25 protein-coding genes are annotated in these 25,308 nt (G+C 73.0%); 13 read left to right on the top strand and 12 right to left on the bottom strand.

Features of this window, described 5'->3' with window-relative positions; translation table 11 throughout:
• The first annotated feature begins 68 nt into the window (after positions 1-68).
• The 7 genes from ACWGN5_RS03635 to ACWGN5_RS03605 all read left to right on the top strand — a co-directional run bounded on the left by ACWGN5_RS03635 (position 69) and on the right by ACWGN5_RS03605 (position 7,582).
• A complete protein-coding gene (locus tag ACWGN5_RS03635) occupies positions 69-1,484 on the top strand; it encodes an MFS transporter (RefSeq protein WP_453510964.1) in 1,416 nt (471 codons plus the stop codon).
• Positions 1,481-2,155 carry a GNAT family N-acetyltransferase gene (locus ACWGN5_RS03630; protein WP_453510963.1) on the top strand — a complete coding sequence of 225 codons (675 nt, stop codon included), beginning with the start codon at positions 1,481-1,483 and terminating at the stop codon, positions 2,153-2,155. Before ACWGN5_RS03635 ends, ACWGN5_RS03630 begins: the two co-directional genes overlap by 4 nt.
• A gap of 41 nt (positions 2,156-2,196) precedes the next feature.
• The gene (locus ACWGN5_RS03625; RefSeq protein WP_453510962.1) at positions 2,197-2,604 is read left to right on the top strand and encodes a YciI family protein; all 408 of its coding nucleotides are present in this window, start codon (positions 2,197-2,199) and stop codon (positions 2,602-2,604) included.
• 8 nt (positions 2,605-2,612) lie between these two features.
• Complete coding sequence (locus ACWGN5_RS03620; protein ID WP_453511152.1) at positions 2,613-3,758, top strand: RNA polymerase sigma factor; 1,146 nt, start codon at positions 2,613-2,615, stop codon at positions 3,756-3,758.
• A gap of 220 nt (positions 3,759-3,978) precedes the next feature.
• Positions 3,979-5,178, top strand: a complete 1,200-nt coding sequence (locus tag ACWGN5_RS03615) for a S8 family serine peptidase (protein WP_453510961.1) — start codon at positions 3,979-3,981, stop codon at positions 5,176-5,178.
• Between the two features lie 173 nt (positions 5,179-5,351).
• Complete coding sequence (locus ACWGN5_RS03610; RefSeq protein ID WP_453510960.1) at positions 5,352-6,983, top strand: protein kinase domain-containing protein; 1,632 nt, start codon at positions 5,352-5,354, stop codon at positions 6,981-6,983.
• On the top strand, positions 6,980-7,582 hold the full coding sequence (locus ACWGN5_RS03605; RefSeq protein ID WP_453510959.1) for a hypothetical protein: 603 nt from the start codon (positions 6,980-6,982) through the stop codon (positions 7,580-7,582). The genes ACWGN5_RS03610 and ACWGN5_RS03605 overlap by 4 nt, the downstream gene beginning before the upstream one ends.
• Here ACWGN5_RS03605 and ACWGN5_RS03600 read toward each other — a convergent pair.
• The 3 genes from ACWGN5_RS03600 to ACWGN5_RS03590 are packed head-to-tail and all read right to left on the bottom strand — an operon-like array spanning position 7,563 to position 11,091.
• Positions 7,563-8,294, bottom strand: a complete 732-nt coding sequence (locus tag ACWGN5_RS03600) for a Type 1 glutamine amidotransferase-like domain-containing protein (RefSeq protein ID WP_453510958.1) — start codon at positions 8,292-8,294, stop codon at positions 7,563-7,565. The genes ACWGN5_RS03605 and ACWGN5_RS03600 overlap by 20 nt on opposite strands.
• Positions 8,295-8,308: 14 nt before the next feature.
• Positions 8,309-9,784 (bottom strand): hypothetical protein, encoded by a 1,476-nt coding sequence (locus ACWGN5_RS03595; protein ID WP_453510957.1) that lies wholly within the window; start codon positions 9,782-9,784, stop codon positions 8,309-8,311.
• A gap of 56 nt (positions 9,785-9,840) precedes the next feature.
• Positions 9,841-11,091: an MFS transporter gene (locus tag ACWGN5_RS03590; protein ID WP_453510956.1), complete on the bottom strand. Its 1,251-nt coding sequence runs from the start codon at positions 11,089-11,091 to the stop codon at positions 9,841-9,843.
• Positions 11,092-11,130: 39 nt separating this feature from the next.
• Here ACWGN5_RS03590 and ACWGN5_RS03585 point away from each other — a divergent pair, with 39 nt between their 5' ends.
• Positions 11,131-11,631 (top strand): MarR family winged helix-turn-helix transcriptional regulator, encoded by a 501-nt coding sequence (locus ACWGN5_RS03585; protein WP_453510955.1) that lies wholly within the window; start codon positions 11,131-11,133, stop codon positions 11,629-11,631.
• Between the two features lie 2 nt (positions 11,632-11,633).
• On the opposite strand, the gene ACWGN5_RS03580 is transcribed toward ACWGN5_RS03585, so the two are convergent.
• Positions 11,634-12,308 carry a response regulator transcription factor gene (locus ACWGN5_RS03580; protein ID WP_453510954.1) on the bottom strand — a complete coding sequence of 225 codons (675 nt, stop codon included), beginning with the start codon at positions 12,306-12,308 and terminating at the stop codon, positions 11,634-11,636.
• The gene (locus tag ACWGN5_RS03575) at positions 12,305-13,483 is read right to left on the bottom strand and encodes a sensor histidine kinase (RefSeq protein ID WP_453510953.1); all 1,179 of its coding nucleotides are present in this window, start codon (positions 13,481-13,483) and stop codon (positions 12,305-12,307) included. Before ACWGN5_RS03575 ends, ACWGN5_RS03580 begins: the two co-directional genes overlap by 4 nt.
• Before the next feature lie 118 nt (positions 13,484-13,601).
• Here ACWGN5_RS03575 and ACWGN5_RS03570 point away from each other — a divergent pair, with 118 nt between their 5' ends.
• Both ACWGN5_RS03570 and ACWGN5_RS03565 read left to right on the top strand, forming a co-directional pair.
• Positions 13,602-15,143, top strand: a complete 1,542-nt coding sequence (locus ACWGN5_RS03570; protein WP_453510952.1) for a hypothetical protein — start codon at positions 13,602-13,604, stop codon at positions 15,141-15,143.
• Between the two features lie 238 nt (positions 15,144-15,381).
• Positions 15,382-16,998 carry a TROVE domain-containing protein gene (locus tag ACWGN5_RS03565; protein ID WP_453510951.1) on the top strand — a complete coding sequence of 539 codons (1,617 nt, stop codon included), beginning with the start codon at positions 15,382-15,384 and terminating at the stop codon, positions 16,996-16,998.
• 50 nt (positions 16,999-17,048) lie between these two features.
• Here the strand turns inward: ACWGN5_RS03565 and ACWGN5_RS03560 are convergent, their stop codons facing one another.
• A complete protein-coding gene (locus ACWGN5_RS03560) occupies positions 17,049-17,507 on the bottom strand; it encodes a TIGR03618 family F420-dependent PPOX class oxidoreductase (RefSeq protein ID WP_453510950.1) in 459 nt (152 codons plus the stop codon).
• A 41-nt stretch (positions 17,508-17,548) separates the two neighbouring features.
• The gene (locus ACWGN5_RS03555; RefSeq protein WP_453510949.1) at positions 17,549-19,093 is read right to left on the bottom strand and encodes a serine hydrolase; all 1,545 of its coding nucleotides are present in this window, start codon (positions 19,091-19,093) and stop codon (positions 17,549-17,551) included.
• Between the two features lie 106 nt (positions 19,094-19,199).
• Between ACWGN5_RS03555 and ACWGN5_RS03550 the strand changes: the two genes are divergently transcribed.
• Genes ACWGN5_RS03550 through ACWGN5_RS03540 form a run of 3 tightly spaced genes read left to right on the top strand, consistent with a single transcriptional unit; the run spans position 19,200 to position 21,507 of the window.
• Positions 19,200-20,183 (top strand): nitrilase-related carbon-nitrogen hydrolase, encoded by a 984-nt coding sequence (locus ACWGN5_RS03550; protein ID WP_453510948.1) that lies wholly within the window; start codon positions 19,200-19,202, stop codon positions 20,181-20,183.
• Positions 20,184-20,194: 11 nt separating this feature from the next.
• Positions 20,195-20,992 (top strand): thymidylate synthase, encoded by a 798-nt coding sequence (locus tag ACWGN5_RS03545; protein WP_453510947.1) that lies wholly within the window; start codon positions 20,195-20,197, stop codon positions 20,990-20,992.
• Between the two features lie 8 nt (positions 20,993-21,000).
• Entirely contained in the window at positions 21,001-21,507 is a 507-nt protein-coding gene (locus tag ACWGN5_RS03540; protein WP_453511150.1) for a dihydrofolate reductase, read from the top strand.
• Between the two features lie 82 nt (positions 21,508-21,589).
• On the opposite strand, the gene ACWGN5_RS03535 is transcribed toward ACWGN5_RS03540, so the two are convergent.
• From ACWGN5_RS03535 to ACWGN5_RS03515, 5 genes are all read right to left on the bottom strand, one after another.
• Entirely contained in the window at positions 21,590-22,594 is a 1,005-nt protein-coding gene (locus tag ACWGN5_RS03535; RefSeq protein ID WP_453510946.1) for a HEAT repeat domain-containing protein, read from the bottom strand.
• Positions 22,595-22,600: 6 nt separating this feature from the next.
• Complete coding sequence (locus tag ACWGN5_RS03530; RefSeq protein WP_453510945.1) at positions 22,601-23,269, bottom strand: HEAT repeat domain-containing protein; 669 nt, start codon at positions 23,267-23,269, stop codon at positions 22,601-22,603.
• 88 nt (positions 23,270-23,357) lie between these two features.
• The gene (locus tag ACWGN5_RS03525) at positions 23,358-23,885 is read right to left on the bottom strand and encodes an NUDIX hydrolase family protein (RefSeq protein WP_453511148.1); all 528 of its coding nucleotides are present in this window, start codon (positions 23,883-23,885) and stop codon (positions 23,358-23,360) included.
• 111 nt (positions 23,886-23,996) lie between these two features.
• Positions 23,997-24,380, bottom strand: coding sequence for a VOC family protein (locus tag ACWGN5_RS03520; RefSeq protein ID WP_453510944.1), 384 nt, complete (start codon positions 24,378-24,380; stop codon positions 23,997-23,999).
• 84 nt (positions 24,381-24,464) lie between these two features.
• Positions 24,465-25,214 (bottom strand): GntR family transcriptional regulator, encoded by a 750-nt coding sequence (locus tag ACWGN5_RS03515; protein WP_453510943.1) that lies wholly within the window; start codon positions 25,212-25,214, stop codon positions 24,465-24,467.
• Positions 25,215-25,308: the final 94 nt, after the last annotated feature.

Here is a 25,308-nt window from a genome sequence, read left to right as displayed (position 1 = left end):
CGTTCCTTGGATTCACGTGAGGCTAAAACATTGGCCCCGGGCTGTGACGACCGGCCACCGTACCGGCCATGCCGACCTTCCTTCCCGCCTCGCGGCGCACGCGGTCTCTCCGGCGCACGCGGTCTCCCCGGCCCGCGCGGCATCCTCGTGATGCCCGGTCCCCGTGGCGTACGCGGGACTTCCGCGTCCTGTTCTCCGCCTCCGTCCTGAGCGCTCTCGGGACGAACGTCTCGTACGTCGCCGTCCCGCTGATCGCCGTCCTCGCCCTGGACTCCGGGCCCGGCCAGGTCGGCCTCCTCGGCTCCCTGAGTACGGCGGCGTTCCTGCTCATCGGCCTTCCCGCGGGCGCGTGGGTCGACCGGATGCGCCACCGTTCGGTCCTGATCGCGGCGGACCTGGTGCGCGCCGCGCTCCTCGCGTGGATCCCGGTGGCGTGGTGGTGCGGCCTGCTGACCTTCTGGAGCCTGTGCGCGGTGGTGTTCCTGAACGGCGTGGCCACGGTGCTCTTCGACGTGGCCGGGCAGAGCGCCCTGCCCCGGCTCGTCGGCCCCGCCGCCCTGGTTCCGGCGAATTCGGCCCTGGTCAGCCTGATGGCCGCGGGCAATGTGGCGGGGCGGGGTGCGGGCGGCGCGCTGGTGCAGCTCCTGGGCGCCCCACTCGCCGTGGTGTGCTCCGCGGCGGCCCACCTCGGGTCGGGGCTCCAGCTGATGTGGATGGCCCGCAAGCCCGCGCCTTCGCCTGCGCCCGCGCCTTCGCCTGCGCCTGCGCCCGCGCCCGCGCCCCCGACCCCGGTCGCCCAGGCCGCGGGCCCGGGGCCGAACCTGCGCGCGCAGATCGCCGAGGGGCTGCGTCACGTCCTGCGCCACGCGGAGCTGCGCGCCCTCGCGCTCACCGGCGCGGTGGGGAACCTCGGATCGGTCATGGTGAACACGATGCTCCCCGTGCTGTTCACCCGTGACCTCGGTCTGTCGGCGGGCGCGCTCGGTCTGTTCTGGGCGATCGGGGGCGCCGGGCTGTTCGTCGGGGCCCGCTGCGCCCGTCCGCTCGCCGACCGGTTCGGGCACGGCCGGGGGCAGGTCGTGGCCGACCTGTGCCTGGCTCCGGCGGGTCTCCTGGTGCCGCTGATGGACCGGGGCGGGTGGTGGTGGGTGGCGGGCGCCGGATGGTTCGCCTTCGCCGTACGGACGGGGACGGCCAACGTCCTGGGCGTGAGCCTCCGTCAGCGTCTGACCCCGGCCGCTCTGCTCGGCCGCATGAACGCCACCTTCCGGTTCCTGCTCACCGGATCGATGGCGCTCGCCGCCGCGCTCGCCGGTGTCATCGGCGCGTACTCCTCGCCGCGCGCGGCCCTCTGGGCGGGTGGAGTCCTGCTCTGCCTGAGCTTCCTGCCGACGCTCCTGTCTCCGCTGCGCGGGCGCCGTGACCTTCCGGCTGCGGAAAAACCCTGCGGGAGCGCTCCCAAAGTGGCAGGGTGCACCGGGTGACGACCGAACCGTTCATCCGCCCGTACCGGCCCTCGGACCGCGTCGCGCTCGGCGACATCTGCGTCAGGACGGCGCACGAGGGCGGTGACGCGTCCCTCCTGTACCCCGACCCCGAGCTGTTGCCGACGATCTTCGCGTACCCGTACGTGGACTTCGCACCCGACTTCGCCTTCGTCCTGGACGACGGTGCCGGGAACGCCGTCGGCTACGTCCTGGGGGTGCCGGACACGACCGCGTTCGCCGGGAGGTTCCGCGCAGAGTGGCTGCCGCGGGTGACGGACCGGTACCCGCCGCTCACGGGAGCGGCCGGCACTCCGGCCGAGGAGATGACCGGACTGCTGCACACCCCGGAGCGGATGGTCCGCGACGAACTCACGGACTTCCCCGCCCACCTCCACATCGACCTGCTGCCCGCATGGCAGGGCCGGGGCTACGGCCGCGCCCTCATGTCGACCCTCCTGGAGGCCCTGCACCGGCACGGCGTCCCCGCCGTGCACCTCTGTATGGCGCGGGCGAACACTCCGGCACGCGCGTTCTACGACCGGCTCGGCTTCCGGCTGCTGCCCGTGGACGACCCCGGCCCCGTCTGGTACCTGGGCAGGCCGACGGATCCGGAAGAAAAATCCGGCGGCGATGTCGAGAACCCGTGGGCTGCTCCGTCCCCGGTGTGAGAGCGACCAGAATGGGTCGCATCCGCACCGAGGAGAGCACCATGGCCAAGTACCTGCTCCTGAAGCACTACCGCGGCGCCCCGTGCCCGGACGGCTTCGTGCCCATGGACCAGTGGACGCCGGAGGAGATCTCGGCGCACATCCAGTACATGCACGACTTCGCGGCCCGGCTGGAGAAGACCGGCGAGTTCGTCGACGCCCAGGGGCTCGCCCCCGAGGGAACGTGGGTCCGGTACGACGGAGAGGGCCGGCCGCCGGTCACCGACGGTCCGTTCGCCGAGACCAAGGACCTCATCGCCGGCTGGATGGTCATCGACGTCGACAGCTACGAGCGCGCCGTCGAGCTCGCCGGGGAGCTCTCGGCCGCCCCCGGGGCCGACGGGAAGCCGATCCACGAGTGGCTGGAGCTGCGCCCGTTCATGGCCGCGCCGCCCACCATCACGGAGTGACGTCACCGATGGACGAGGTCCTGCTCCGGAGCCTCACGCCGGGCGTCCTCGCCGTCCTCGTCCGCCGCGGAGCCGACTTCGCGGCGGCCGAGGACGCCGTCCAGGACGCACTCGTGGAGGCGGTCCGCGTCTGGCCGGACGATCCTCCCCGCGACGCGAAGGGCTGGCTGGTCACCGTCGCCTGGCGCAAGTTCCTGGACGCGACCCGCGCGGACACCGCCCGGCGCCGCCGTGAGGACCGCGTCGACGAGGAGCCCGCCCCCGGGCCCGCGCCCTCGGTGGACGACACGCTCCAGCTCTACTTCCTCTGCGCCCACCCGTCCCTGACGCCCTCGTCGGCGGTCGCGCTCACGCTGCGCGCCGTCGGCGGCCTGACCACCCGCCAGATCGCCCGGGCCTACCTGGTGCCCGAGGCGACCATGGCGCAACGCATCAGCCGTGCGAAGCGCACCGTCTCCGGCGTACCGCTCGACCGCCCGGGCGACGTCGCCACCGTGCTGCGCGTCCTCTACCTGGTCTTCAACGAGGGGTACTCCGGCGACGTCGACCTCGCCGCCGAGGCCATCCGCCTCACCCGGCAGCTCGCAGCCGCGATCGACCACCCCGAGGTCGCGGGGCTCCTCGCCCTCATGCTGCTCCACCACGCCCGCCGCGCCGCCAGGACCGCGCCCGACGGCAGCCTCGTGCCGCTCGCCGGGCAGGACCGCGGACGGTGGGACACGGGGGCGATCGCCGAGGGCATCGAGATCCTGCAGGCGGCGCTCGCCCGCGACCGCCTCGGCGAGTTCCAGGCGCAGGCCGCCATCGCCGCGCTCCACGCCGACGCGCTCACGGCGGAGGAGACCGACTGGGTGCAGATCGTCGAGTGGTACGACGAACTCGCGCGCCTGACCGACAGCCCGGTCGTCCGGCTCAACCGCGCGGTCGCCGTCGGCGAGGCCGACGGGCCGCGCGCCGGTCTCGCGGCGCTCGCCGAACTGGACGCCGCCCTGCCCCGGTACGCGGCGGTGTCGGCGTACCTCCACGAACGCGCCGGCGATCCCGCGACGGCGGCGCGGCTGTACGCCGAGGCGGCGAAGAAGGCGACCGACCTCCTGGAGCGCGACCATCTGACCCGCCAGGCCGCGCGCCTCAACACCCGCTTGCGTCACTGACTCCCCGTCCGGCTCGGGGGCCGCGCCGAACGTGCCCATTTCAAGGAGGAGTTCGCGGTGCGGCGTGTGCGAGGTGGAGGCGATGCGGAGGGCTTATTAAGAAACCTTGTTGAAGAACCCCTTACCCCTGGTTCGCACTTGATTTGCTCCTGCCAACTCGCACAGGGTTTCCCTCGAACGTTTGACGCCCCACACGTCAACACGAGGAGAGACCCTTTTCATGGCAACTCACAAGCGATCCCGCGGACTTCGCAACGCGGCCATAGCCGCAGGAGTAGCAGGCGCCGCCACCGCGGTGCTGCTCGCGGGCAATCTCGCCGGGGCGGCCGCCCCGGCCGAGGGCACCGTGCACGGACTCGGCGCCCCGGGCGCCATCTCCGGCAGCTTCGTCGTCATCCTCGACGCATCCGCGAACAAGGCGGACCTCGCGAAGAAGTACGGCGGAACCCTCCAGCGCTCCTACGGCTCGGAGGTCAACGGCTTCTCCGCATCGGGCCTGACCGTCGAGGAGGCCAAGCACCTCGCCGCCGACCCCGCCGTCGAGACGGTCGTCCAGAACAAGCGCTTCAGCATCAAGGAGACGCAGGAGAAGCCCCCGTCCTGGGGCCTGGACAGGATCGACCAGGCCGAGACCGCCGGCGACGACAAGTACACCTACCCCGACGGCGGGGGCGAGGGCGTCACCGCGTACGTCATCGACACCGGTGTCCGGATCACCCACCAGGACTTCGGCGGCCGGGCCACCCACGGCTTCGACGCCGTGGACAACGACGACTCGGCCGACGACGGCAACGGTCACGGCACGCACGTCGCGGGCACCATCGCCGGCACCTCCCACGGCGTCGCCAAGAAGGCGAAGATCGTCGCCGTGCGCGTGCTCGACGACCAGGGCTCCGGCACCACCGAGCAGGTCGTGGCGGGCATCGACTGGGTGACGCAGAACCACTCAGGGCCCTCCGTCGCGAACATGAGCCTCGGCGGCGGCGCCGACGAGGCGCTCGACGCCGCGGTCCAGCGCGCCATCGCGTCCGGCGTGACCTTCGCGGTCGCGGCCGGCAACGAGTCCTCCGACGCGGGCCAGGGCTCGCCGGCCCGGGTGCCCGAAGCCATCACCGTGGCCTCCAGCACCAAGGACGACGAGCAGTCGGACTTCTCCAACTTCGGTGCGGTGGTGGACCTGTACGCACCCGGCTCCGACATCACGTCGGACTGGAACGACAGTGACACCGGTACGAAGACGATCTCCGGAACGTCCATGGCCACGCCGCACGTGACGGGCGCCGCGGCGCTCTACCTGGCGGCCAATCCGTCGGCGACGCCCGCCGACACGGCCGCCGCGCTGACCGGGGCGGCGACGGCGGACGCCATCAAGAACCCCTCGGCCGGCACGGCGAACAAGCTCCTCAAGGTCACCCCGTAACCGCACCACCTCGCACCTCGGACGGCCCTCCACGATCGTGGGGGGCCGTTCCCCTTTTCACCCCGTCTGCCTACTGTTGCCGGGAACCGGCCGTGGCGAGAATCTGTCCCTGTGGAAGGAAGGCCGGGCGGCTTCGCCGAGGCCCTGCCACGGCGGCCGTAGGGGGTGCGGGGATGAGCGCATGGGTGGTCCCGGGCTACACGGAGTCCCGGGAACTGGGTGCGGGCGGCAGCGGACGGGTGGCGCTGGCCACCCATGACGCGACCGGCATACCCGTCGCCGTCAAGTACCTCAGCGAACGGCTCCGCTCCGACGAGGCGTTCGTCCACGGCTTCCGCTCCGAGGCCCGGCTCCTCGGCGCCCTCGACACACCCCACGTCGTGGGGCTCTACGAGTACGTCGAAGCGCCGCGGGGAGCGGCCATCGTCATGGAGCTGGTGGACGGCGTCGCGCTGCGCGCCCTCCTCGCCCGGGAGGGCGCGACCGGCCCCGAGGCCGCCCTCGTGGTCCTCAAGGGCTCGCTCCTCGGCCTCGCCGCCGCCCACCGGGCGGGCGTCGTCCACCGGGACTACAAGCCGGAGAACGTCCTCGTCGCCGCCGACGGGTCCTCCAAGCTCGTCGACTTCGGGATCGCGGCCGGACGGGACAGCAGCCCCGGCATCGCCGGGACACCCGCCTACATGGCACCCGAGCAGTGGAACGGCGCCCCCGCCTCGCCCGCGGCCGACGTCTACGCGGCGACCGCGACCTTCTTCGAGTGCCTGACCGGCCGCAAGCCCTTCGCGGGGGACAACTTCGCCGAACTCGCCCTCCAGCACCTGGAGGCGCCCGTACCCGACGGCCAGGCGCCGGAGCCGCTGCGCCCGCTCATCCGCCGGGGGCTCGCCAAGGCCCCGCACGAACGGCCCGAGAACGCCGACGCGTTCGTCAGCGAACTGGAGTCGGTGGCCACGGCCGCGTACGGACCGGACTGGGAGGAGCGGGGCCGGGGCCGCCTCGCAGCCCTCGCGGCCCTGCTGCCCCTGCTCTTCCCCTCCGCGGGCGGTACGGCCCAGGGCACGACCGCGCTCGCCACGACGACCCTGCCCCGGCCCCCGGCGCGGGGACTGCGCCGATGGCTTCCGCACGGGCTGCCCGCGGGCGCGGCCGCCCTCGCCCTGGCGCTGCTGCTCGCCCTCGCGGCGCAGGCGGGGGGAGAGCAGTCGGACGGAGACGAGGCCGCGCAGGCCTTCGCGACGACGAACACGTCACCGAGCCCGAGCCCCGGTCCAGCGGACCCGAGTACGTCTCCGACGACGGAGGAGCCCTCTGCCACGCCGGAAACCCCGACGACCTCACCCCCGCCGACCACGACACCACCACCCACCCCCACCACGACGGAACCGACGCCCCCACCCACCACGCCGCCCACGACTCCACCGACCAGCCCCCCGACGACTCCCCCCACCACCCCACCGACGACGCCCCCGACGTCGCCGCCGGTCTCGGTCACCTCCGTCTCCGTCACGAGCCTGCGCCAGACCGGGCCGACGACGGCCGAGACCACCGTCGAGTTCACGACGGACGGAACGGGCCCGGTGACCCTCCTCGTCGAGTGGTCCACCAGCGACGAGAAGGACGCGCCGGGCACACCGGACGGCTCAGAGACCGTCCGGCGAGAGGGAGCGGACCGCTACACCCTGACCCTCCAGCACGAAGTCCGGGGCGCCGGTTGCTACTGGGGAGTGCGCGCGACCACGGATCCCGCCGCCGCGAACGGCGGCTCCTTCCAGCAGATCTTCATCAGGCGGTGTGTGATCACGTGAACGACGACTACAGCGCCACCGAACTGGGCAGCCACTGGTTCCAGGGCCCCACGCCGGACCCGACGCCCGACCGGGTGGAGGGCGAAGTCCTCCGCTTCGGCCCGGGGGTGACCGCGGCCGCCGCCCGACGCGCCGAGAACACGCCCACGGCGGCCCAGATCTGGCACGGCACCCTGCCCGGCACCCCACCACCCCGCAGGCCCCGCACCCGGTGGCCCCTGCGGTACGCGCCGGCGGCCGTGATCCTGCTCGCCGTCCTGGCCCTTCTCGCGTGGCGCGAGTACGGCCCCCGGGTCGCGGTGCGGTCCGTCGAGGTCAAGGCCCCCGCGCAGCCACTCACCTGCGGCGCCACGGCGAACGTCCAGGCCGTCGTCCACACCGACGGGCGCCCGGGCACCCTCACGTACCACTGGGAACGCAGCGACGGCACCCGCTCCGCACCGCTGCACGAGACGGTGCCCCGCGGAGAGAAAGAGGCCCGACTCCACCTCCTCTGGACCTTCGAGGGCCGAGGCACCCACCACGCGGTGGCCCGCCTGGTGATCACGTCCCCCACCTCCCACACGGCGGAGGGCACCTTCACGTACCGCTGCGAGTGACTCCCAGGAGCCGACAGGAGGGGGTCGATTCCCTCACCCCACCGTCCTTGTCCGGCTCCACCCGGTACAGCCGCGCCTGCGGGACCCGGCTCACGGCGTCCGTCAGCCGGCCCTCCGTGAACAGCGCACCGACACCGTCCTCCACCGCCCAACCACCGGCAAGCGCACCGCTCGCCACGGCGGCCCGGTAGGACGCGCGCCGCCCCGGCTCACTGTCGTAGTGGGGGCAGACCGAGCCGGGCAGCAGGCCCAAGCCGTCGGACAGATGGGTCAGCGGCCCGAAGGAGTCGGTGTGCGAGCCGTCGGCCCAGCAGTTGGCGCCGGCACTGATCCCGCACAGCAGCGTCCCCCGGTCGTACGCCTCGCGCAGCAGGCGGTCCACTCCGTGCGCCCGCCACACCGCGAGCAGGTTCGCGGTGTTGCCCCCGCCCACGTACACGACGTCCTGCGAGAGCAGGAACGCTTGCAGGGCGTCGTCGTCGAGCTCGCGCCGGAACAGGGGGAGGACACTGGGTACACAGCTGCGCGACCGGTAGGCGTCGAGAAACCGCTCGACGTAACCCGGGGCGTCACCACTGGCCGTGGGGACGAAGCAGACCTTGGGACGAGCGGCGCGCACATGACCGAGCACCCAGTCGTCGAGCAGCCCGTCGCCCTCTGTGGAGAAGCCGCCCCCGAGGAGAGCCAGTCGGCGCGGGGGGAGGGGCGACATCGGAGGCTCACTTTTCACAGGCCCTCCCGGGTGATCCGTTCCATCAGGGGTTCCGGCAGCGAGGGGTTCTCCGCGGCCGCACGGGCCAGCGCCTCGTCCGGGCCGTCGATGAGTGACTGCAGGACCGCTACCGGGAGGGCCGGGTGGGTGGCCGCGTATTCCCGTACGTCCGGGGACTCGGCCGCCAGGCAGAGGAGCAGCGTCTCCGGGGGAGCTGCGGGGTGCCGGGCTATGTCCCGCAGTACGCGACGGCCGGCGGCGGGGGACGAAGCGATGTGGTGGAGCAGGGCGGCGGGGCAGCCGGGGTGGCGGACGGCGGCGGTGTAGACGGGCGGCCCGTGGCGTTCCACCAGTGCGGCGAGCTGCTTGGGGGTGCGTGCCGGGTGGGCCGCGATGCGCCGGGCGACCCCGGGGTCCGGGTCGGTGACGAGCTGTTCGACGAGGGCGGCGGAGAGCTCGGTGCGGTGTGCGACCAGTGCTCTGACCTGAGCCACGCGACTCGTGGCGAGGGCGTGGAGTTCGGTCTCCGTGGCTGATTCGACGCGCGGTGCCGGTTCGTCCGGCAGTCGCTCGTGGGTCGCGACGGTGATGAGCAGGTCGAGCGGGACGGCCGGGTTCGCTGCGACGGCTCGGCGGACGTCCGGAGCCGGGTCGGCGGCGAGTGTCCGCAGGAGGGGTTCGGGGACGGCCGGGTTGGCGGCGACCACGGCGCGGACGTCGTCGGCGGGGTGCTCGGCGAGCCGTTCGAGGAAGCCGGTCGGCAGGTCGGTGCGGGCCGCGAACGACGTGACCGTCCACACCTCGGGCGCGTCCAGGAACGGGGCGAGTCCCTCCGGTGGCACGGCCGGATGGGCTGCTGCCGCCAGCCGGACGCGGCGGACGCCGGGCGCGTGGTCGCGGCAGGGCGTTTCGCGCCGGTGGCAGGCGCCGCAGCGGGTCGGGGCCGGGTGACCGCCGTCGGCGAGAAGGGCGCCGAGCACATCGGCGGGCGCGTTCTCGTTGTCGGCGACCGCCTCCCGTACCACCGTACTGGGGTGGCGGGCGAGACCCGGGAGGAGTCCCGGTGGGAGACGGGGGTGGCCGGCGGCGCTCGCCACGACCCCCGGGTCCGCGTCATGGGCGAGGGCGGCGACGACCTCGTTCGGCGCGTCGAGTTCGTAGGCGACCTCCTGCCGCACCCCGGCGTCGGGATCGGCGGCGGCTTCCCACCAGACGGCCAGGGGTGCCACTCCGCCCAGCACCGCGTCCAGTGCCCGCCCGGGGTGCTCTTCGGGAACGTCCGGCCACGGCACCCGCCCGCTCCGTATCAGAGAGGTCGTGAGCGTAGGGTCGCCGGCGGCGAGCAGCGCTCCGGCCTGAGCCGTGGTCAGCTGCTCCCGCGTGGCCAGGGCGTACAGGACGTCGTCGTCGCCCGTGGCCGCCAGCCGGGCGAACAGGTCGGCGGGCAGAGCCGGGTTCCCGGCCAGTCCCAGCAGCAGCGCGTCTCGCACGACGAACCTCCCCCTCGCCTCCCGATGCAACAGTACGGGCGGTCGCCCAGTCCACCTCACACGGGCATGTTCGTGTGGGCCGGGAGCGAGCGTTCCGCGCACAGGAGGACGGCCGCGCCGGTGAGGACGAGCGCGGCGAGTACCGCCCACAGGTGCCACGGTCCCGTGTCGAGCAGGAAGCCCAGGAGCATGGGGGCCACGGTGCGGCACACCGACCAGGACAGCTGGTGGACCGACAGGTAGCGGCCGCGCAGGTGGTCGGGGGCGGCCTGGACGGAGAGGCTCTGCGAGGGGGCGGAGTGGACGAGTTCGCCGGCGGTGTAGAGCACGGCGACGGCCAGGACCGCGACCAGCGCGTCCGCGCCGTGGACCAGCCGGGGGAGCGCCCCGAACGCGGCGAACGAGAGCGCGAAGGTGACCGCGCCGAGGGCGGCCGTGCGGGTGCGTCGGCCGCGCGAGGTCAGGCGGGCCGCCGGTACGCCGAGTGCCGCGACCAGAACGGTGTTGACCGCGAAGACCGCCCCCGCCAGGGCGTCGGGCATGGCGACGTCGCGGGTGAGGAAGACGGGCAGGGCCATGGCCTGGGCGGTGTAGCCGAAGGCGATGAGGAAGTTGGCCGTCGTCAGGAGGAGATAGGGCCGGTCGGCGAGCACCTGGCGGTAACCGCCGCGCGTCTCCCGGTGCTTGGTGGCGCTGCGGACCTGGGGGATCCGGGCGACCAGTACGGCCGCGACGGCGAAGACCGCGGCCAGCACCTCGGCGGCGACGATGAAGCCGGTGGTGCCGTTCCACGCGAGCATGCCCGCCGCCGCCAGACTGCCGCCGCCCATCCCGGCGTTGCGCAGGCTGCGGTCCCACGCCAGGAGCCGGTCCCGTTCGGCGCCCCGGGCGAGGTCGCCGATGAGCGACTGCTGGCTCGGCGCGGACGCCCACATTCCGACCGCCACCACCAGGGCGATCGTCAGGAAGGCGGGGTAGGAGTCGGCGAACGGGTACGCGGCGAAGCCGATCGCGCGCAGCGCGAGCACCCCGATGAGCACGCGGCGGCCGCCGAAGCGGTCGATGAGGGTCCCCGCGGTCGGCATGAAGGCCAGGGCGCTGAGCCCGGCGATCGTGAGCCCCGTGCCGATCGACGTGAGGGACAGACCGGTGAGGCCGTGGATGAACAGCATGGTCAGCGGCACGTAGATGCCGTCGCCCAGGGAGGTGGCCAGGCTGGAGGCGATGAGCCTGCGGCGCGCGGGGGAGGGGGTGTCGGTGCTGTGGGGGAGGGGTGCGGCGGCCTCGTGAACGCGAGTATCTTCCACGGAAGATAATTTATCATCCGTGGAAGATAAGGTGAAGAGATGCAGCCCGACGCCATCGCAGCCATCGTCGACCAGTGGACACGAGAGCGCCCGGATCTGGACGCGTCCCCGATGCTCGTCATCGGCCGGCTCTTCCGCCTCACCCACACCCTCGACCAGCAGCTGCGCCCGCCCTTCGCCGACGCCGGCCTGGGCAGCGGCGACTTCGACCTGCTCGCCGCGCTCCGGCGGACCGGCGAGCCCTACGCCCTCTCCGCGGGCGAGCTGAGCCGCACCGTCCTCGTCACCACCGGTGCCATCACCAAGCGCGTCGACCGGCTCGAAGCCCGCGGACTGGTCGCCAGGACCGTCGACGAGGCCGACTCGCGCGGACGCCTCATCACCCTCACCCCCGAGGGCGTCGCCCTGACCGACGAACTGATCGCGGTCCACCTCGACAACCAGCGCCGGCTCCTCGCCGGGCTCGACGAGGACGAACAGGCCCAACTCGCCCATCTGTTGGAGCGGCTGGCGGCCACCCAGCCGATGAGCGAGGGCTGAGTTCAGCCGGTCGCAGCGTCGTCGGCGATGCGGTAGCCCACGCCGGTCGTCGTCGTGATGACCGGCGGGCTGCCCAGCTTCCGGCGCAAGCGGCCGACCGTGACCGTCACCGTGTTGGTGAACGGATCCGCGTTCTCGTCCCACACCTGCTCCAGGAGAGCCTCCGCGCTCAGGAACCCGGGACTGGCCCGCAGGAGCGCCTCCAGGACGGCGAACTCCTTGACCGACAGGGCGAGCGGGCGGCCGTCCCGGACGGCGGTGCGGCGCACCGGGTCGAGTTCGAGACCGGCGGCACGCAGCGTACGGGGGCGGGCGGCCGGCCTGCGGCGGGCCAGGGCCCGGATGCGCAGGATCAGTTCGGGGAAGTGGAACGGCTTGGCGAGGTAGTCGTCGGCGCCGAGCGTGAGCCCGCTGACCCGGTCGCCGGGCGCCCCGGCCGCGGTCAGCATCAGCACCATCGGACGGTCGTCCCGCCCGGTGATCATCTGGCAGAGCACATCACCGTGGATGCCGGGCAGATCCCGGTCGAGGACCACCACCTCGTACGCGTTCACATCGAGCTTGGCGGCGGCCGCGAGGCCGTCGTGCGCCAGGTCGACGGCCATCCCCTGATCCCGCAGACCCTCGGCGACGACCTCGGCGAGCGACCGCGCGTCCTCCACGACCAGAACCCTCACGCCCGCACCCCCGTCCGCACCGCGTCGTTCTCCAGGGAGGCCGACGGCAGCGTCACCGCGACACGCAGACCGCCCTCCGGACGGGCGAGCAGGACGAGGTCCCCGCCGTGCGCGGCGACGATCGCCGCCACGATCGACAGGCCCAGGCCCGAACCCCCCTCCGATCCCGTACGGGCCGCGCCGAGCCGCTCGAACGGCTGCCCCAAGCGGTCCACCCGGCCCTGGTCGAGGACCGGTCCGCCGCTCTCGACGACCAGGTGCACGCCGGAGCCGTCGCTGTCGGTGGCGACCCGGATCGGACCCCCGTCCTCGTTGTGCGCGATCGCGTTGTCGACGACGTTCTGCACCATCCGGGACAGCAGCACCGCGCTGCCCCGCGTCCACGCCGCCTCTTCCGCCCCGGCGTCCACGGCCAGGCCCTTCGCCGCGATGTCGGGAGCCCGGCCGCCCAGCGCCTCCCGCGCCAGCTCACCCAGCGACACGAGGGTCCGGTCGGCGAAGGCGCCGTGCTGCGCACGGGCGAGGAGGAGGAACCCGTCGAGCAGGTGGTCCACGCGGTTCAGCTCGGTCCGTACCCGGCCGGCGAGCGCGAGGGTCTGGGCCGCGGGCTCCGGTTTGGCGACGGCCACGTCCAGGGACGCCCGGATCGTCGCCAGCGGGGTGCGCAGTTCGTGCGAGGCGTTGCCGACGAAGCGGCGCTGCGCGACGAACGAGGCCTCCAGGCGTTCGAGGAGACCGTCGACGGTGTCGGCGAGCTCCTTGACCTCGTCGTCCGGGCCGGGCACCGCGAGCCGCTCGTGGAGGTTCTCCGCGGAGATCCGCCGCGTCGCCGCCGTGATGAGCCGCAACGGACGCAGGACCCGCCGGGCCAGGAGACGGCCGAGCAGGAGCGAGAGGCCCACCATCACCACCAGCGCGAGGAGCCAGGCGACGAGCATCCGGTGCTCCTGCTGGGCCTGCACCTCCGCGAGCTGCTTCTGCAGGCCCCGGATCTGCTCGTGTGCGGCGGCGAGGTCGGAGGAGCCGCTCGCAGGAGGGACGTTTCCGGGCGCGGGCGCGGAGAGCCGTACGCCGGACATGACGTAGGTCAGGACGAGCAGCACGATCCCGGAGACGAGGTACCCCGCCGCGTACAAGATCGTGAAGCGTCGTCCGACAGTCCCGCCCCGCAGCATGTCCTCGCTCCTTTTCCCGCCCGTGTCGGCCGGAGATCAGCATGCCCCGCCGCACCTAACAACGAGGTGACAGACGCGGTTCGGACCCCGTCACGGCGACCTCCGTACAACCGTGGTCATGTCTTCGACCCACACGACACTCCACGCGGTCCACCGCGAGTGCACCGGCTTCCGGCGTCCCGGCCGGCTGATCGCCCTGGCGACCGCCGCCCTGGCCGTCATCGTCCTCGGCCTGCTCTACGCCTCCGGCAACCACGCGTCCTGCGACGGCCCGTGCCCGGCCGACCCGACCGGACCGGACGGGGCCCTCGTCAACGACCAGTTCTCCTTCATGCACCGGGACCTCGGCGAGAACGGCAGCATCACCGTCCGGGTGACGTCCATGAAGGGCACGATCACCTACCCGCCGCCGCACCACGACAAGCTCGTCCCCGGCCTCGTGCCCTGGGCGAAGGCAGGGATCATGATCAAGGACGGGACCCGTCAGGGATCCTCGTACGCGGCCCTCATGGTCACCGGCAGCCACGGCGTGCGCATGCAGTACGACTACCGGCACGACATCGCGGGCAGCACCGGCAGCGGCGGCGAGGTCTCCGCCCAGGCCCCCCGCTGGCTGCGGCTGACCCGCGCGGGCGACACCGTCACCGGCCACGAGTCCGCCGACGGCACGCGCTGGACGGAGGTCGGTACGGCACGCCTGCCGGGACTGCCCGAGACCGTACGGGTCGGCCTGTTCGCCACCTCTCCCGGCGACCTCACCCTCCGGCGCGCCGGCCTCGGCGGCGCCACGGAACAGGTGCGTCATACCCAGGCGGGCGGCGTCTTCGACCACGTCGGCCTCAAGGGCGCCGTCGCGCAGGCACGCTGGAGGAGCGAGACCGTCGGCGAGGCGAACCGGACCGACTGGGAGAAGTACTTCCAGGCCGCCGGCGGGGTGGAGAAGAACGGCACGATCACGGTCTACGGCTCCGGCGACATCGGTCCGACGGGCGGGGAGGACGGCGCACGGCCGGTCGAGCGCACGCTCGGCGGCCTGGCCCTCGCGCTGCTCATCGTCCTCGTCGTCGCCGTGCGGTTCGCCACCTCCGCCTACCGCCGCGAGGCCGCGGGCGGCGCGCCGGTCACCCGCGCGGAACTCGGGGCGAAGGCGATCGTCGTCGGGGCCGTCACGTTCGTGACCGGTCTCCTCGCCATCGGCATCGTGATGCCCGTCGGCGTGACGATCCTGAAGGGCAACGGCATCCCCGTCCCCGTAGTGTCCGCGCTCACCGGAGCGAGGGTCGTCGTCGGCACGGCCGCCGCCCTCGCCCTCGCCGCCGTGCTCGCCTTCGCGGTCGGAGCCCTGCTGCGCCGCGCCTGGTCCGCGATTCCCGTCGCCGTCCTGGCGATCGCGGTCCCGTACGTGGCGACCTCCTTCCCGCTGCTCGCCGACGGAGTGGCGGACTGGCTCCTGCGGGTCACCCCGGCCGCCGGCTTCGCCACCCAGCAGTCCCTCGTCGAGTATCCGCAGGTGCTCGCCCACTACGCGCCCTCCACCGGTTACTTCCCCCTCCCGTGGTGGGCCGGGCTCGGCGTCCTGATCGCGTACGTGGCGGTTCTATTGGGCCTCGCCCTGCGCCGCCTGCCGGAGAGCGGCTCACGGATCCCCGACCCGCGTTAAATCGGTTGGCGCACCGGTCGGTGGGCCTTGTAGGTTGGCTTCGCGACCGCGCCTCCCGATGCGCCCGGCTGCGGCTACTTCCTTCCGAAACAAAGTGACGCCGCCGCCCTTTTCTGATCTCGGCAGGCGCGGGCGCCTCCGCCCCGCCGGACCACGTGCCCGGGGCCGTCCGATCGTTTGAATCCGGGGGGATTCACTGCCTCGTCACGCCCGACGTGTCTCCAAGATGTGGTCCGACATGCTCGTCGCCCCACACATCCTGGCGGCCGCCCGCGCCATGCCCACACCAGCACCACGGTCCTACCACCCGCCGCTCGGGCCGGAACTCCGCACCTACCCCGGCGGTCCGGCCTTCGTCCGGGAGCCCCGTGACGAACTCTTCCTCCTCGCCGTCGGCAACTTCGTCTCCCAGGGGACGTTCTACGAGGGCGGGGAGGAGCGGGACGCGCGCTACGCCCGGCTCGTCGGCCGACTCGCCGTCGAGGACCCCGAGTGGACGGCCGGCCTGCTGCGCTGGCTCCGCGGCGAGGGCAACATGCGCACGGCGTCCCTGGTGGGCGCCGCCGCGTACGTACGGGCCCGGCTCAAGGCCGGGGCCACCGAGGGCCCGTCCAACCGGTCCGTGATCGACTCCGTGCTCCAGCGCGCCGACGAGCCCGGCGAACTGCTCGCCCACTGGATCTCGGCCCACGGGCGGAACGTGCCGCAGCCCGTGAAGCGGGGCGTCGCCGACGCCGTGCGCCGGCTGTACACGTCCCGGTCCCTGCTCAAGTACGACACCGCGTCCAAGGCCTTCCGCTTCGGCGACGTGCTCAACCTCGTGCACGCCACACCCGCCCCGGACAAGCCCTGGCAGGGCGCGCTGTTCCGGTACGCGCTCGACCGCCGCCACCACCCCGAGCGGGCGGTCCCGCCGGCCTCCGACCAGCTGCTGACCGCCCACCGGGCGCTGAGGGAATCGGCGCCGGAGGAGCGGCGTGCCCTGGTGACCGGTCCGGGCGGCTCCGAGCGGCTCGCGGCGGCGGGCATGACGTGGGAGGCCGTCGCGGGCTGGCTGCACGGACCGATGGACGCGGCCGTCTGGGAGGCCCTGATCCCCACGATGGGGCCCATGGCGCTCCTGCGGAACCTGCGGAACTTCGACGAGGCCGGAATCTCGGACGAGGTCGCGGCCCGGGTGGCCGAGCGCCTCTCGGACCCCTCCGAGGTCGCCCGGTCCCGGCAGTTCCCCTTCCGCTACCTGGCCGCCCATCAGCACGCGCCGTCACCGCGCTGGGCGGCCCCGCTGGAACAGGCACTCGGCCACTCCCTGGCCAACGTACCGGCCCTGCCCGGCCGGACGCTGATCCTCGTGGACCGGTCCGACTCCATGTTCTGGGACACCGTCTCCGAGCGGTCCAAGCTGACCCGCGCGGACGCGGCCGCCGTGTTCGGCACCGCGCTGGCCATGCGTGCCGAGCAGGCCGACCTGGTGGAGTTCGGCTGGGGCAGCGCGAAGGTGCCGTACGCGCCGGGCGAGCCGGTGCTTGAAGTGCTGAAACGCTTCCGCAGTATGGGCGGCACGTACACCGCGAACGCGATACGGAAACACTTCGCCGCCCACGACCGGATCCTGATCGTCACCGACGAACAGACCGCCCCGTACACGCCCGCCACGCCTGCCGAGACCGTCCCGGCCCGCACCCCCGTCTACACCTGGAACCTGGCGGGATACCAGCCCGCCCACGGCCCCACCGGCCGCCACCGGCACACCTTCGGCGGCCTCACGGACGCGGCCTTCCGCATGGTCGGGCTCATCGAGGCGGGCCGAGCGGCCGCCTGGCCCTGGTCCGCGGGGACGAAGAACCGGTCCTGATCCCCGCGACGACCGGTTCTGATCCCCGCGGCGGGCGGCCGGGGCCGGGCTCAGCCTGCGATGTCGAGCGCCGTCCCGTACAGACGCGAGACCTTCAGCCGGATCACCACGCGGCGCTCGGCGACCTGTTGCTCCAGGAACCCGCTCGCGTCCTCCGGCCTCGCCTCCTCCGGAATCATCGCGAGCAGCTCCTGCCCGGTCGCGTCCCCAGGAGTGGTCGTGATCTCGGAGACCTCCGCCTCGCCCTCGGCCACGGCGAACGACCACACGTCCCCGCCCGGCACGTGGACAGCCGCCCGCGGGTCACGCCGGAGCTGCTTCACCTTGACGCGGTCGGCGGTGGTCGAGAACCGCACGACGCGCGCCTCGGGGTCCCAGCTGTAGAGCATGGTGGTCAGATGGGGATGGCCACTGCTCTTGTTGGTGGCGAGGGTGCCGAACCGCTGCGTGCTCAGCAGCGCGGAGAGGGCGTCGTCGGACAGGGGCCTGGGTGCTGGTCCTTGAGTCATGACGTGATCAACTCGTACGAGCGCCCGGGCATTCCACGCCCTCAGCCGCCGGTGCGGTGGAACGTGCCCAGGCCCTCCGTGTCCAAGTACTCGACGGTGAACGACTTTCCGTCCGGAGTGAAGGTGACCCCGGTGAGGCCCACGGCGTTCTCGCCCGCCGTCGGGAAGCTGAACGTGTCGCCGTCGTAGTGCGTGAGCCGGTACCTCTGAGGCTTCGGGCCCAGGTCGAGCGACAGGGTGCCGTCCGAGTCCGCGACGAGCTGCGCGCGCCCGTAGTAGGGACTCTCGTACGTGCCCGCGTACGTGTCGGCCGCCTTGGCCGGTGCGGCGCCGGACGGCGGGTGGGCGTAGTCGGTCTTCGACCGGCCCTCGTCCGCCTGCTGCTGGTACAGCGCGTCCACGAGCGGAATCCAGTCGCGGCTGATCTCGCCGGTCTGCGCGATGTCGAAGAAGTCGAGGGCGACGGCGTCGGCGACGCCGACCGGTGAGGTGTTGGTGAGGACGACGATGCCGAGCTGCTCGCCCGGCAGCATCGTCACGTTGGTGTGCGCGCCCTCCGCGAACGCTCCCGTGTGCGAGAGCCTGAGCCGGCCCTCGTCGTCGTAACTCACGTTCCAGCCCAGGCCGTAGAAGCCGGTCCGGCCGGCCGGGGCACGGGCGGGACTGGCGACCGACTCGGGCCAGTGGGTGCGCTCCAGGGCGTCGGCGGCGACGATCTGACGGCCGTCGAGCTTGCCGTCGCCGAGCTGGAGCCGCAGCCAGATCGCCATGTCACGGGCGCTGGAACTGACGCCGCCGGCGGGGGACTGCGCGTCCGGGTCCCGGACGAACTCCGGCTTCCAGGCGCCGTCGACCTTCACGTGACCCCAGGCCCGGTCGGAGGACTTCTCGAAGTCCTCGAAGCGCGAGCTGGTGGAGTTCATGCCGGCCGGCCTGTAGAGCGTGTCGGCGGCGAGCTTCTCCCACGGCACGCCCTTCTCGTCGGCGACCGCCTGGGCGGCGGCCGTGAGACCGAAGTTGGTGTAGGCGTAGCTCGCGCGGAACGGGGTGAGGGGCTCGTACCGCAGATGCGACAGGATGTACGGCCGGTCGTAGCCGAGATCTTCGAGCAGGTCCCCGGCATGATCGGGCAGGCCGCTGCGGTGCGAGAACAGATCGGCGACCGTCACGTGGGAGGTGACCCACGGGTCCTTGAGGGCGAAGCCCGGCACATGGGGGGCCACCGGCCGCGTCCAGCCCTCGGTGCCCACCGCCCCGGAGACCACGGTGGACGCGATCGGCTTGGAGACGGAGGCGAGTTGGAAAACGGTGTCGGCATCGACGGCCGCGCTCTCGCCGGCCTTCCGTACGCCGTACCCCTTCAGGTGGATCACCTTGCCGTCGTGGACGACGGCGACGGCCACGCCCGGCACCCCGGTCCGCTTCATGGCGTCCTGGACCACTCCGTCGAGCCGGTCGACGGCACGTTGCACGTCCGCGTCGTCGAGTTGGGGCGGAGGCTGATCCGGAGGCGGCGAGGGCCCCGGGGCCGCAGCGCCGAGCAGCGCGGTGAGTCCTGCGGCGGCAAGCCATCGAACGGTGCTCACCTCTCCATTCAAAGGCCTGCGCCGGAGTCTGTCGCGCGCTGCCCGGCCCGGCCCCCCCCGTCACGGTGTGCTTGCCGATCAGCCGCGGTGTTCCTGGCGTCGGGGCATGACACCGATCTCCGCGGAGCGACGCCGCACCGTGACCGTCGCCGTCGTCCAGGCGGCCGCCCCGCTCTTCGACACCCCGGCCGCGGTGGCCCGTGCCGAGGAACTCCTCCGCGAGGCCGCCGCCCGGGGCGCCGAGGTCGTCGTCCTCCCCGAGGCGTTCATCGGCGGCTACCCCAAGGGACTGGACTTCGGCATCACGGTCGGCAGCCGCAGCCCCGAGGGCCGCGACCTCTTCCGCCGTTACCACGCCGCCGCCGTCGAGGTCCCCGGCCCGGAGACCGAGACGCTCGCCGCCGTCACCCGGGAACTCGGCTGCCACGCCGTGATCGGCGCGGTCGAACGCCAGGGCGGCACCCTGTACTGCGTCGCGCTCTTCTTCGGCCCCGACGGCTACCTCGGCCTGCACCGCAAGCTCATGCCCACGGCCGCCGAGCGCTACCTGTGGGGCCAGGGAGACGGTTCCACCCTCCCCGTCGTCGACACCGGCGCGGCCCGCCTCGGCTCGGCCATCTGCTGGGAGAACTACATGCCGCTGCTGCGCACCGCGATGTACGCCAAGGGCGTCGACCTGTGGTGCGCGCCGACCGTCGACGACCGCGACGCCTGGCAGGCCACCATGCGGCACATCGCCCTGGAGGGCCGCTGCTTCGTCCTCTCCGCCTGCCAGTACCTGCGCCGCGACGGCCTGCCGGACGACCTCCACCCCGTCCAGGGCGACGCGCCCGACACCGTACTGATCGGCGGCGGCTCCGTGATCGTCTCCCCGCTGGGCGAGGTCCTCGCCGGGCCGCTGCGCGACGGCGAGGGCATCCTGACCGCCGAGCTCGACCTCGACGAGCTCGCGGGCGCCCGCTTCGACCTCGACACCACCGGCCACTACGCCCGCCCCGACGTCTTCACCCTCCACGTCGACGAGACCGCCCGCACGACGGTGACCAGGGGACAGGCCCACCCGTCGAGGTCGCGCCCCGGCCGACGGTAGACTCGGCGACCGTGGCGGATACCCAGTACGAAGACCTGTTGAAGACGGTGCTCACCTCGGGAACGGCGAAGGCCGACCGGACGGGCACAGGCACCCGGAGCATCTTCGGGCACCAGCTCCGCTACGACCTCTCGCAGGGATTCCCGCTGGTCACCACCAAGAAGGTGCACCTCAAGTCGATCGTGTACGAGCTCCTGTGGTTCCTCCGCGGCGACTCCAACGTCGGCTGGCTCCAGGAGAACGGCGTCTCCATCTGGGACGAGTGGGCCGACGACAAGGGCGAGCTGGGGCCCGTCTACGGAGTGCAGTGGCGCTCCTGGCCCACGCCCGACGGCCGGCACATCGACCAGATCAGCCAGGTCCTCGACACGCTGCGCCGCGACCCCGACTCCCGCCGCATGATCGTGTCCGCCTGGAACGTCGCCGAACTCGACCGGATGGCGCTGGCCCCCTGCCACGCCTTCTTCCAGTTCTACGTCGCCGACGGCAAGCTCTCCTGCCAGCTGTACCAGCGCAGCGCGGACCTGTTCCTCGGCGTCCCGTTCAACATCGCCAGCTACGCCCTGCTCACCCACATGGTGGCGCAGCAGACCGGCCTCGAGCCGGGCGACTTCATCTGGACCGGCGGCGACTGCCACATCTACGACAACCACGTGGACCAGGTGACCGAGCAGCTCAGCCGCACTCCGTACGCGTTCCCCGAGCTGAAGCTGCACAAGGCCGACTCGCTGTTCGACTACGCCTTCTCCGACGTCGAGATCGTGGGCTACCAGCACCACCCCGGCATCAAGGCTCCGGTGGCGGTGTGAGTACGGGTGTGAACATCGGGCTGATCTGGGCGCAGACCACCGACGGCGTGATCGGCGCCGGCAACACGATCCCGTGGCGGCTCCCCGAGGACATGGCGCACTTCAAGGCGACCACCCTCGGCCACCCCGTGATCATGGGCCGCAAGACCTGGGACTCGCTGCCCGTCCGCTTCCGTCCCCTGGTGGGCCGCCGCAACATCGTGGTGACCCGGGACGCGCGGTGGACGGCCGAGGGCGCGGAGCGCGCCGGATCGATCGAGGCGGCCCTCGACCTGGCGACCGGGTCTGCGGAGCCGGCCGACGAGGCCGTCGCCTGGGTCATGGGAGGCGGCGAGATCTACCGCGCCGCCCTGCCCCACGCCCGGACGCTCTCGGTGACGGAGGTCGACACCGCGGTCGACGGCGACACCTACGCCCCGACCGTCGAAGCCGACTGGCAGGCCACGGAGGACACCGGCTGGCGGGACTCCACGACGGGCCTGCGCTACCGCATCCGCCGCTACACCCGGCCGTGAGCCGAGGGGCCGGCCGGTAGGCCGGGCGGCCCCCCGCGGCGTACGTCACCGTGTCCCGGCCGTCGCCCCGGGGCCGGGTCCGTCAGCGCGTTGCGCGCAGCCCGAGGATGTACGTCGCGGTCAGCGCGACCGCGCGGTCCTCGTCCTCGGACAGCTCCGTCAGCGCCTGTGCGGCCGCGTTCCCCGGGATGTCCGCCAGGGCCTGCGCGAGGCGCCGCCGGTCGGACGCCCCCGTCGTGCCGTGGGCGAGGCGGTCGACCAGCAGGCCGGTGATCCGGTCCGCGAGCGCGGGACGGCTCGCCAGGCCGCTCAGCGCGTCGGCGGCGTCGACGTCGTTCGCCTCCTCGGCGATCATGTCGACGAGCGTCGGGACCGCGTCGGCCACGCCGCGTGACCCCAGCTCCAGGGCGGCGCACCTCCGCACGGCGAGGTCGGGGTCGGCGAGGGCCTCCCGCAGCAGGGCGGTCGCCTCCTCGCCGGGGATCTCGGTGACGGACTGCACAGCGCGCTTCCTGACCTCGGCCACCGGTGAGCCGAGGCCGCGCGCGAGGAGCGGCAGCCCGCCGTCGTCCGAGCGGGCGAGGGCCCAGCGGAGGGCTCCCGCGACGATCGGGTCCGCCTCGCCCAGTACCGCCTCGACCAGCGCCTCCACCGGCACCGGCGCTTCCTCCGCCGAGGACAGGGCGGCGCGCTGCCGCGTCTCCGGGCTCTTCGAGCCGAGAGCCTGGAGGAGGGCGACGACCTGCAGGACGTCCTGCCAGCCTGCGGGTTCCGCGGAACCGATCCGACGCAGCCGCGTGAGCAGCTCCGTCTCCGCCGCGATGCGTGCGCGCGTCTGCCGGATCAGGTCGTCGACGAGCTCCGAGGGCGCGAAGCCGGGATCGTCCAGGGCGCGCCCGACCTCGCGCAGCGAGAGCCCCAGGGACCGCAGGCTCTCGATGTGGAAGATGCGCCGGATGTCCGCGTCCGCGTACTCCCGGTAGCCGCCGCCCGTGCGGCCCGTCGGCCGCACCAGGCCGAGCGCCTCGTAATGCCTGAGCATGCGGGCACTGACCCCGGAGTGCTTCGCCACATCACCGATCAACACCGACGGTCACTCCTCCTGGCAGGCCGGGCCGAGCACCATGATCCGCTTGGCCTCCTCGATCGCGAAGTCGAACCCGGCATCCGGGTCGTGCGACAGCTTCTCCGTGGCGATCGCGTGCCGGCGTACCTGGGGGCGGGGATCCGACCGCGCGGCGCGCAGGGCCGGCGTCATCGCCTCGCCGAGGCCGATGAGCGCCCGGCTGAGGCTCAGCTGCGTCTCGCGCCCGCCCCGCCCGAGCTGGGTCGCGAGCACCCCCGCGAGCCCGGACTCCGCGCCCTCGGGCACGAGGACGACCGCCGCCCGCCAGGCGCTCCGCGCCACCTCGTCGTCCGGGTCGGTCAGGAGCTCCCGGGTGATCGAGGGCCAGGCCTGCCGGTCCCCGATCTTGGACAGGGTGTGCAGGGCCTGGCTGCGTGCCTGGGCCGGCTCCGAGCGGAGCTCGCCCAGGAGCCGGGGGAGCGTGAGCGCCGGTGCGTGGCGGGTGAGTGCCCACGTGAGCATCTCGCGTACCTGGAAGTCCGGCTCGATCGCGCAGCGGCCGACAAGCTCGTCGACGTACCCCGGGTCCGGTGCCGAGCCCACCGCGAGCGCCGCTCGCAGCCGCACCGACGCGCTGTCGCTCCCGAGCCCCCGCAGGGCCGGCATCGTGTTCGTGGCCTCGTTCGCCATGGTCATGGGACCACCTCCTGGGGCCCCACTGAAGACCTTGTCACCGTGTCAAGGTCAAGCGGTGCCGTGCCGGCGGCCCTGCGGGGAGCGGGGTTCAGTAGGTGTGTCCGACGTGGGCGAGGGCCTGCTTGAGGAGGTGTCCCTGGCCGCCGGGCATCTCGTTCTGCACGGCCGGGGAGCCGGCTTCCTGCGGGCTGAACCACACCAGGTCGAGGGCGTCCTGCCGGGGGCGGCAGTCGCCGGTGACGGGGACGATGTACGCGAGGGAGACGGCGTGCTGGCGCGGGTCGTGGAAGGGCGTGATGCCGGCGGTGGGGAAGTACTCGGCGACGGTGAAGGGCTGCAGGGAGGCGGGGACGCGGGGCAGGGCCACGGGCCCGAGGTCCTTCTCCAGGTGGCGGAGCAGTGCGTCACGGACCCGCTCGTGGTGCATGACGCGGCCGGACACCAGGGTGCGGCTGATCGTTCCCTCGGCGCCGATCCGCAGGAGCAGCCCGATGCTGGTGACTTCGCCGCTGTCGTCCACGCGCACGGGGACGGCCTCGACGTACAGGATCGGCATCCGGGACCTGGCCGTGTCCAGTTCGTCCGTGGTCAGCCAGCCGGGTGTGGTCTCAGTCATGTCGGACATCGCTTGATCATACTTTCCGGGCGGGGCTTCGGCCCAGGCCGCGTGTCCGCCGGCCGGGTGGGAGTGGGGGCGGGAGTGTGGTCCGCCGCCGGTGCGCGGCGGTCAGAGGGGCTTGAGCCTCCGGTGCAGGAGGCAGAACTCGTTGCCTTCGGGGTCGGCCAGGACGTGCCAGTTCTCGGCGCCGGTCTGGCCGATGTCGACGGGCTTGGCGCCGAGCGCGAGCAGGCGCTCCAGCTCGGCGTCCTGGTCACGGTCGGTGGCGTTGACGTCGATGTGCAGACGCAGCTTCCCGGTCCGGGGCTCGCTGCTGGGGCTGAGGATGAGCGTGGGCTGCGCGCCGCCGAAGCCGATGCCGGCCGGTCCGATCTCGATGCTTCCGTCGTCCTCGCGGCCGACCTCGACGTAGTCGAGGACCTCGCTCCAGAACGCGGCGAGCCGCTCGGGGTCGGCGCAGTCGAGGACCAGCTCACTGATGCGGGATGCCATGACGGCGAGTCTACGTGCCAACCCGTCGTGACGCGCCGTCATAAGGCGGCTCCCGTGTGCCGGTTGATCCACCGGGGGCGTCGGTCACATCAGCAGCGAGCCCGGGTCCCGTACCAGCGGCGCCGTGCCCACCGAGTTGCTCACGTTGAACGTGACGCTCCCCGCGCGGTAGCGGTCCTCGGTCCACTCGATGGGGCGGCCGTCCTGGTTGCTCGTGAGGTGCCGCTGCCGCAGGAGCGGGCTGCCCCGGCGGACGCGGAGCAGACGCGCGTCGTCGCTCCCGGCGGGCACCGCGTCGATGAGGTGCTCGCCGTAGTGGGCGACGATCCCCGCGTCCTCGGCCATGCTGTCCATGATCGAGGCGCAGTCGACGGGCAGCGACTCGACGGTGGGCGCGACCCACTCCGCGTACGCCGTGCGTTCCACCATCACCGGTTCGTCGTCCAGGCAGCGCAGGCGCAGGACGTCGAGGACCCCGGCCCCGTCCGGCAGGGCGAGGCGGCGCGCCTCCTCCGGGGTGGCCCGGCGCCGCTCGCGGTGGAGGAAGCGGCTCGCCGAGCGGTAGCCCATCGTCCGTGCCCACTGGGCGAAGCTGTGGAGCTCGGCGAAGCTGTGCCGGCGCTCCCTGCGGAGCACGATGCGGCGGGCGCCCTGGCGCGAGCCGATGATGCCTTCCGAGGTGAGCAGGGCGACGGCCTGGCGCACCGTGCCGCGTGAGGCGGACCAGCGGTCGGCGAGGTCGCTCTCGGAGGGCAGGCGGGCGCCGACGGCGTACTCGCCGTTGAGGATCGAGCGGCGGAGTTCCTCCGCGATCTCCACGTACAGCGCCGTCACAGTGCCCCCATCTTCGTTCTCGACTGTGCACACCCGGTCACGGGGTGTGCTGTCCCGACCGCCACCCTAACCCGCCGGGCCGACGCCGGAACGA

The organism is Streptomyces sp. NPDC055815 (assembly GCF_053616475.1).
This window is presented reverse-complemented; position numbering and strand designations above follow the sequence as displayed.

Coding starts and splice junctions, on each gene's coding strand:
- ACWGN5_RS03635 (WP_453510964.1), top strand. CDS start 69: ATGCCGACCTTCCTTCCCGCCTCGCGGCGCACGCGGTCTCTCCGGCGC.
- ACWGN5_RS03625 (WP_453510962.1), top strand. CDS start 2,197: ATGGCCAAGTACCTGCTCCTGAAGCACTACCGCGGCGCCCCGTGCCCG.
- ACWGN5_RS03620 (WP_453511152.1), top strand. CDS start 2,613: ATGGACGAGGTCCTGCTCCGGAGCCTCACGCCGGGCGTCCTCGCCGTC.
- ACWGN5_RS03615 (WP_453510961.1), top strand. CDS start 3,979: ATGGCAACTCACAAGCGATCCCGCGGACTTCGCAACGCGGCCATAGCC.
- ACWGN5_RS03610 (WP_453510960.1), top strand. CDS start 5,352: ATGAGCGCATGGGTGGTCCCGGGCTACACGGAGTCCCGGGAACTGGGT.
- ACWGN5_RS03600 (WP_453510958.1), bottom strand. CDS start 8,294: ATGTCGCCCCTCCCCCCGCGCCGACTGGCTCTCCTCGGGGGCGGCTTC.
- ACWGN5_RS03585 (WP_453510955.1), top strand. CDS start 11,131: ATGCAGCCCGACGCCATCGCAGCCATCGTCGACCAGTGGACACGAGAG.
- ACWGN5_RS03575 (WP_453510953.1), bottom strand. CDS start 13,483: ATGCTGCGGGGCGGGACTGTCGGACGACGCTTCACGATCTTGTACGCG.
- ACWGN5_RS03570 (WP_453510952.1), top strand. CDS start 13,602: ATGTCTTCGACCCACACGACACTCCACGCGGTCCACCGCGAGTGCACC.
- ACWGN5_RS03565 (WP_453510951.1), top strand. CDS start 15,382: ATGCTCGTCGCCCCACACATCCTGGCGGCCGCCCGCGCCATGCCCACA.
- ACWGN5_RS03560 (WP_453510950.1), bottom strand. CDS start 17,507: ATGACTCAAGGACCAGCACCCAGGCCCCTGTCCGACGACGCCCTCTCC.
- ACWGN5_RS03550 (WP_453510948.1), top strand. CDS start 19,200: ATGACACCGATCTCCGCGGAGCGACGCCGCACCGTGACCGTCGCCGTC.
- ACWGN5_RS03530 (WP_453510945.1), bottom strand. CDS start 23,269: ATGACCATGGCGAACGAGGCCACGAACACGATGCCGGCCCTGCGGGGG.
- ACWGN5_RS03525 (WP_453511148.1), bottom strand. CDS start 23,885: ATGACTGAGACCACACCCGGCTGGCTGACCACGGACGAACTGGACACG.
- ACWGN5_RS03520 (WP_453510944.1), bottom strand. CDS start 24,380: ATGGCATCCCGCATCAGTGAGCTGGTCCTCGACTGCGCCGACCCCGAG.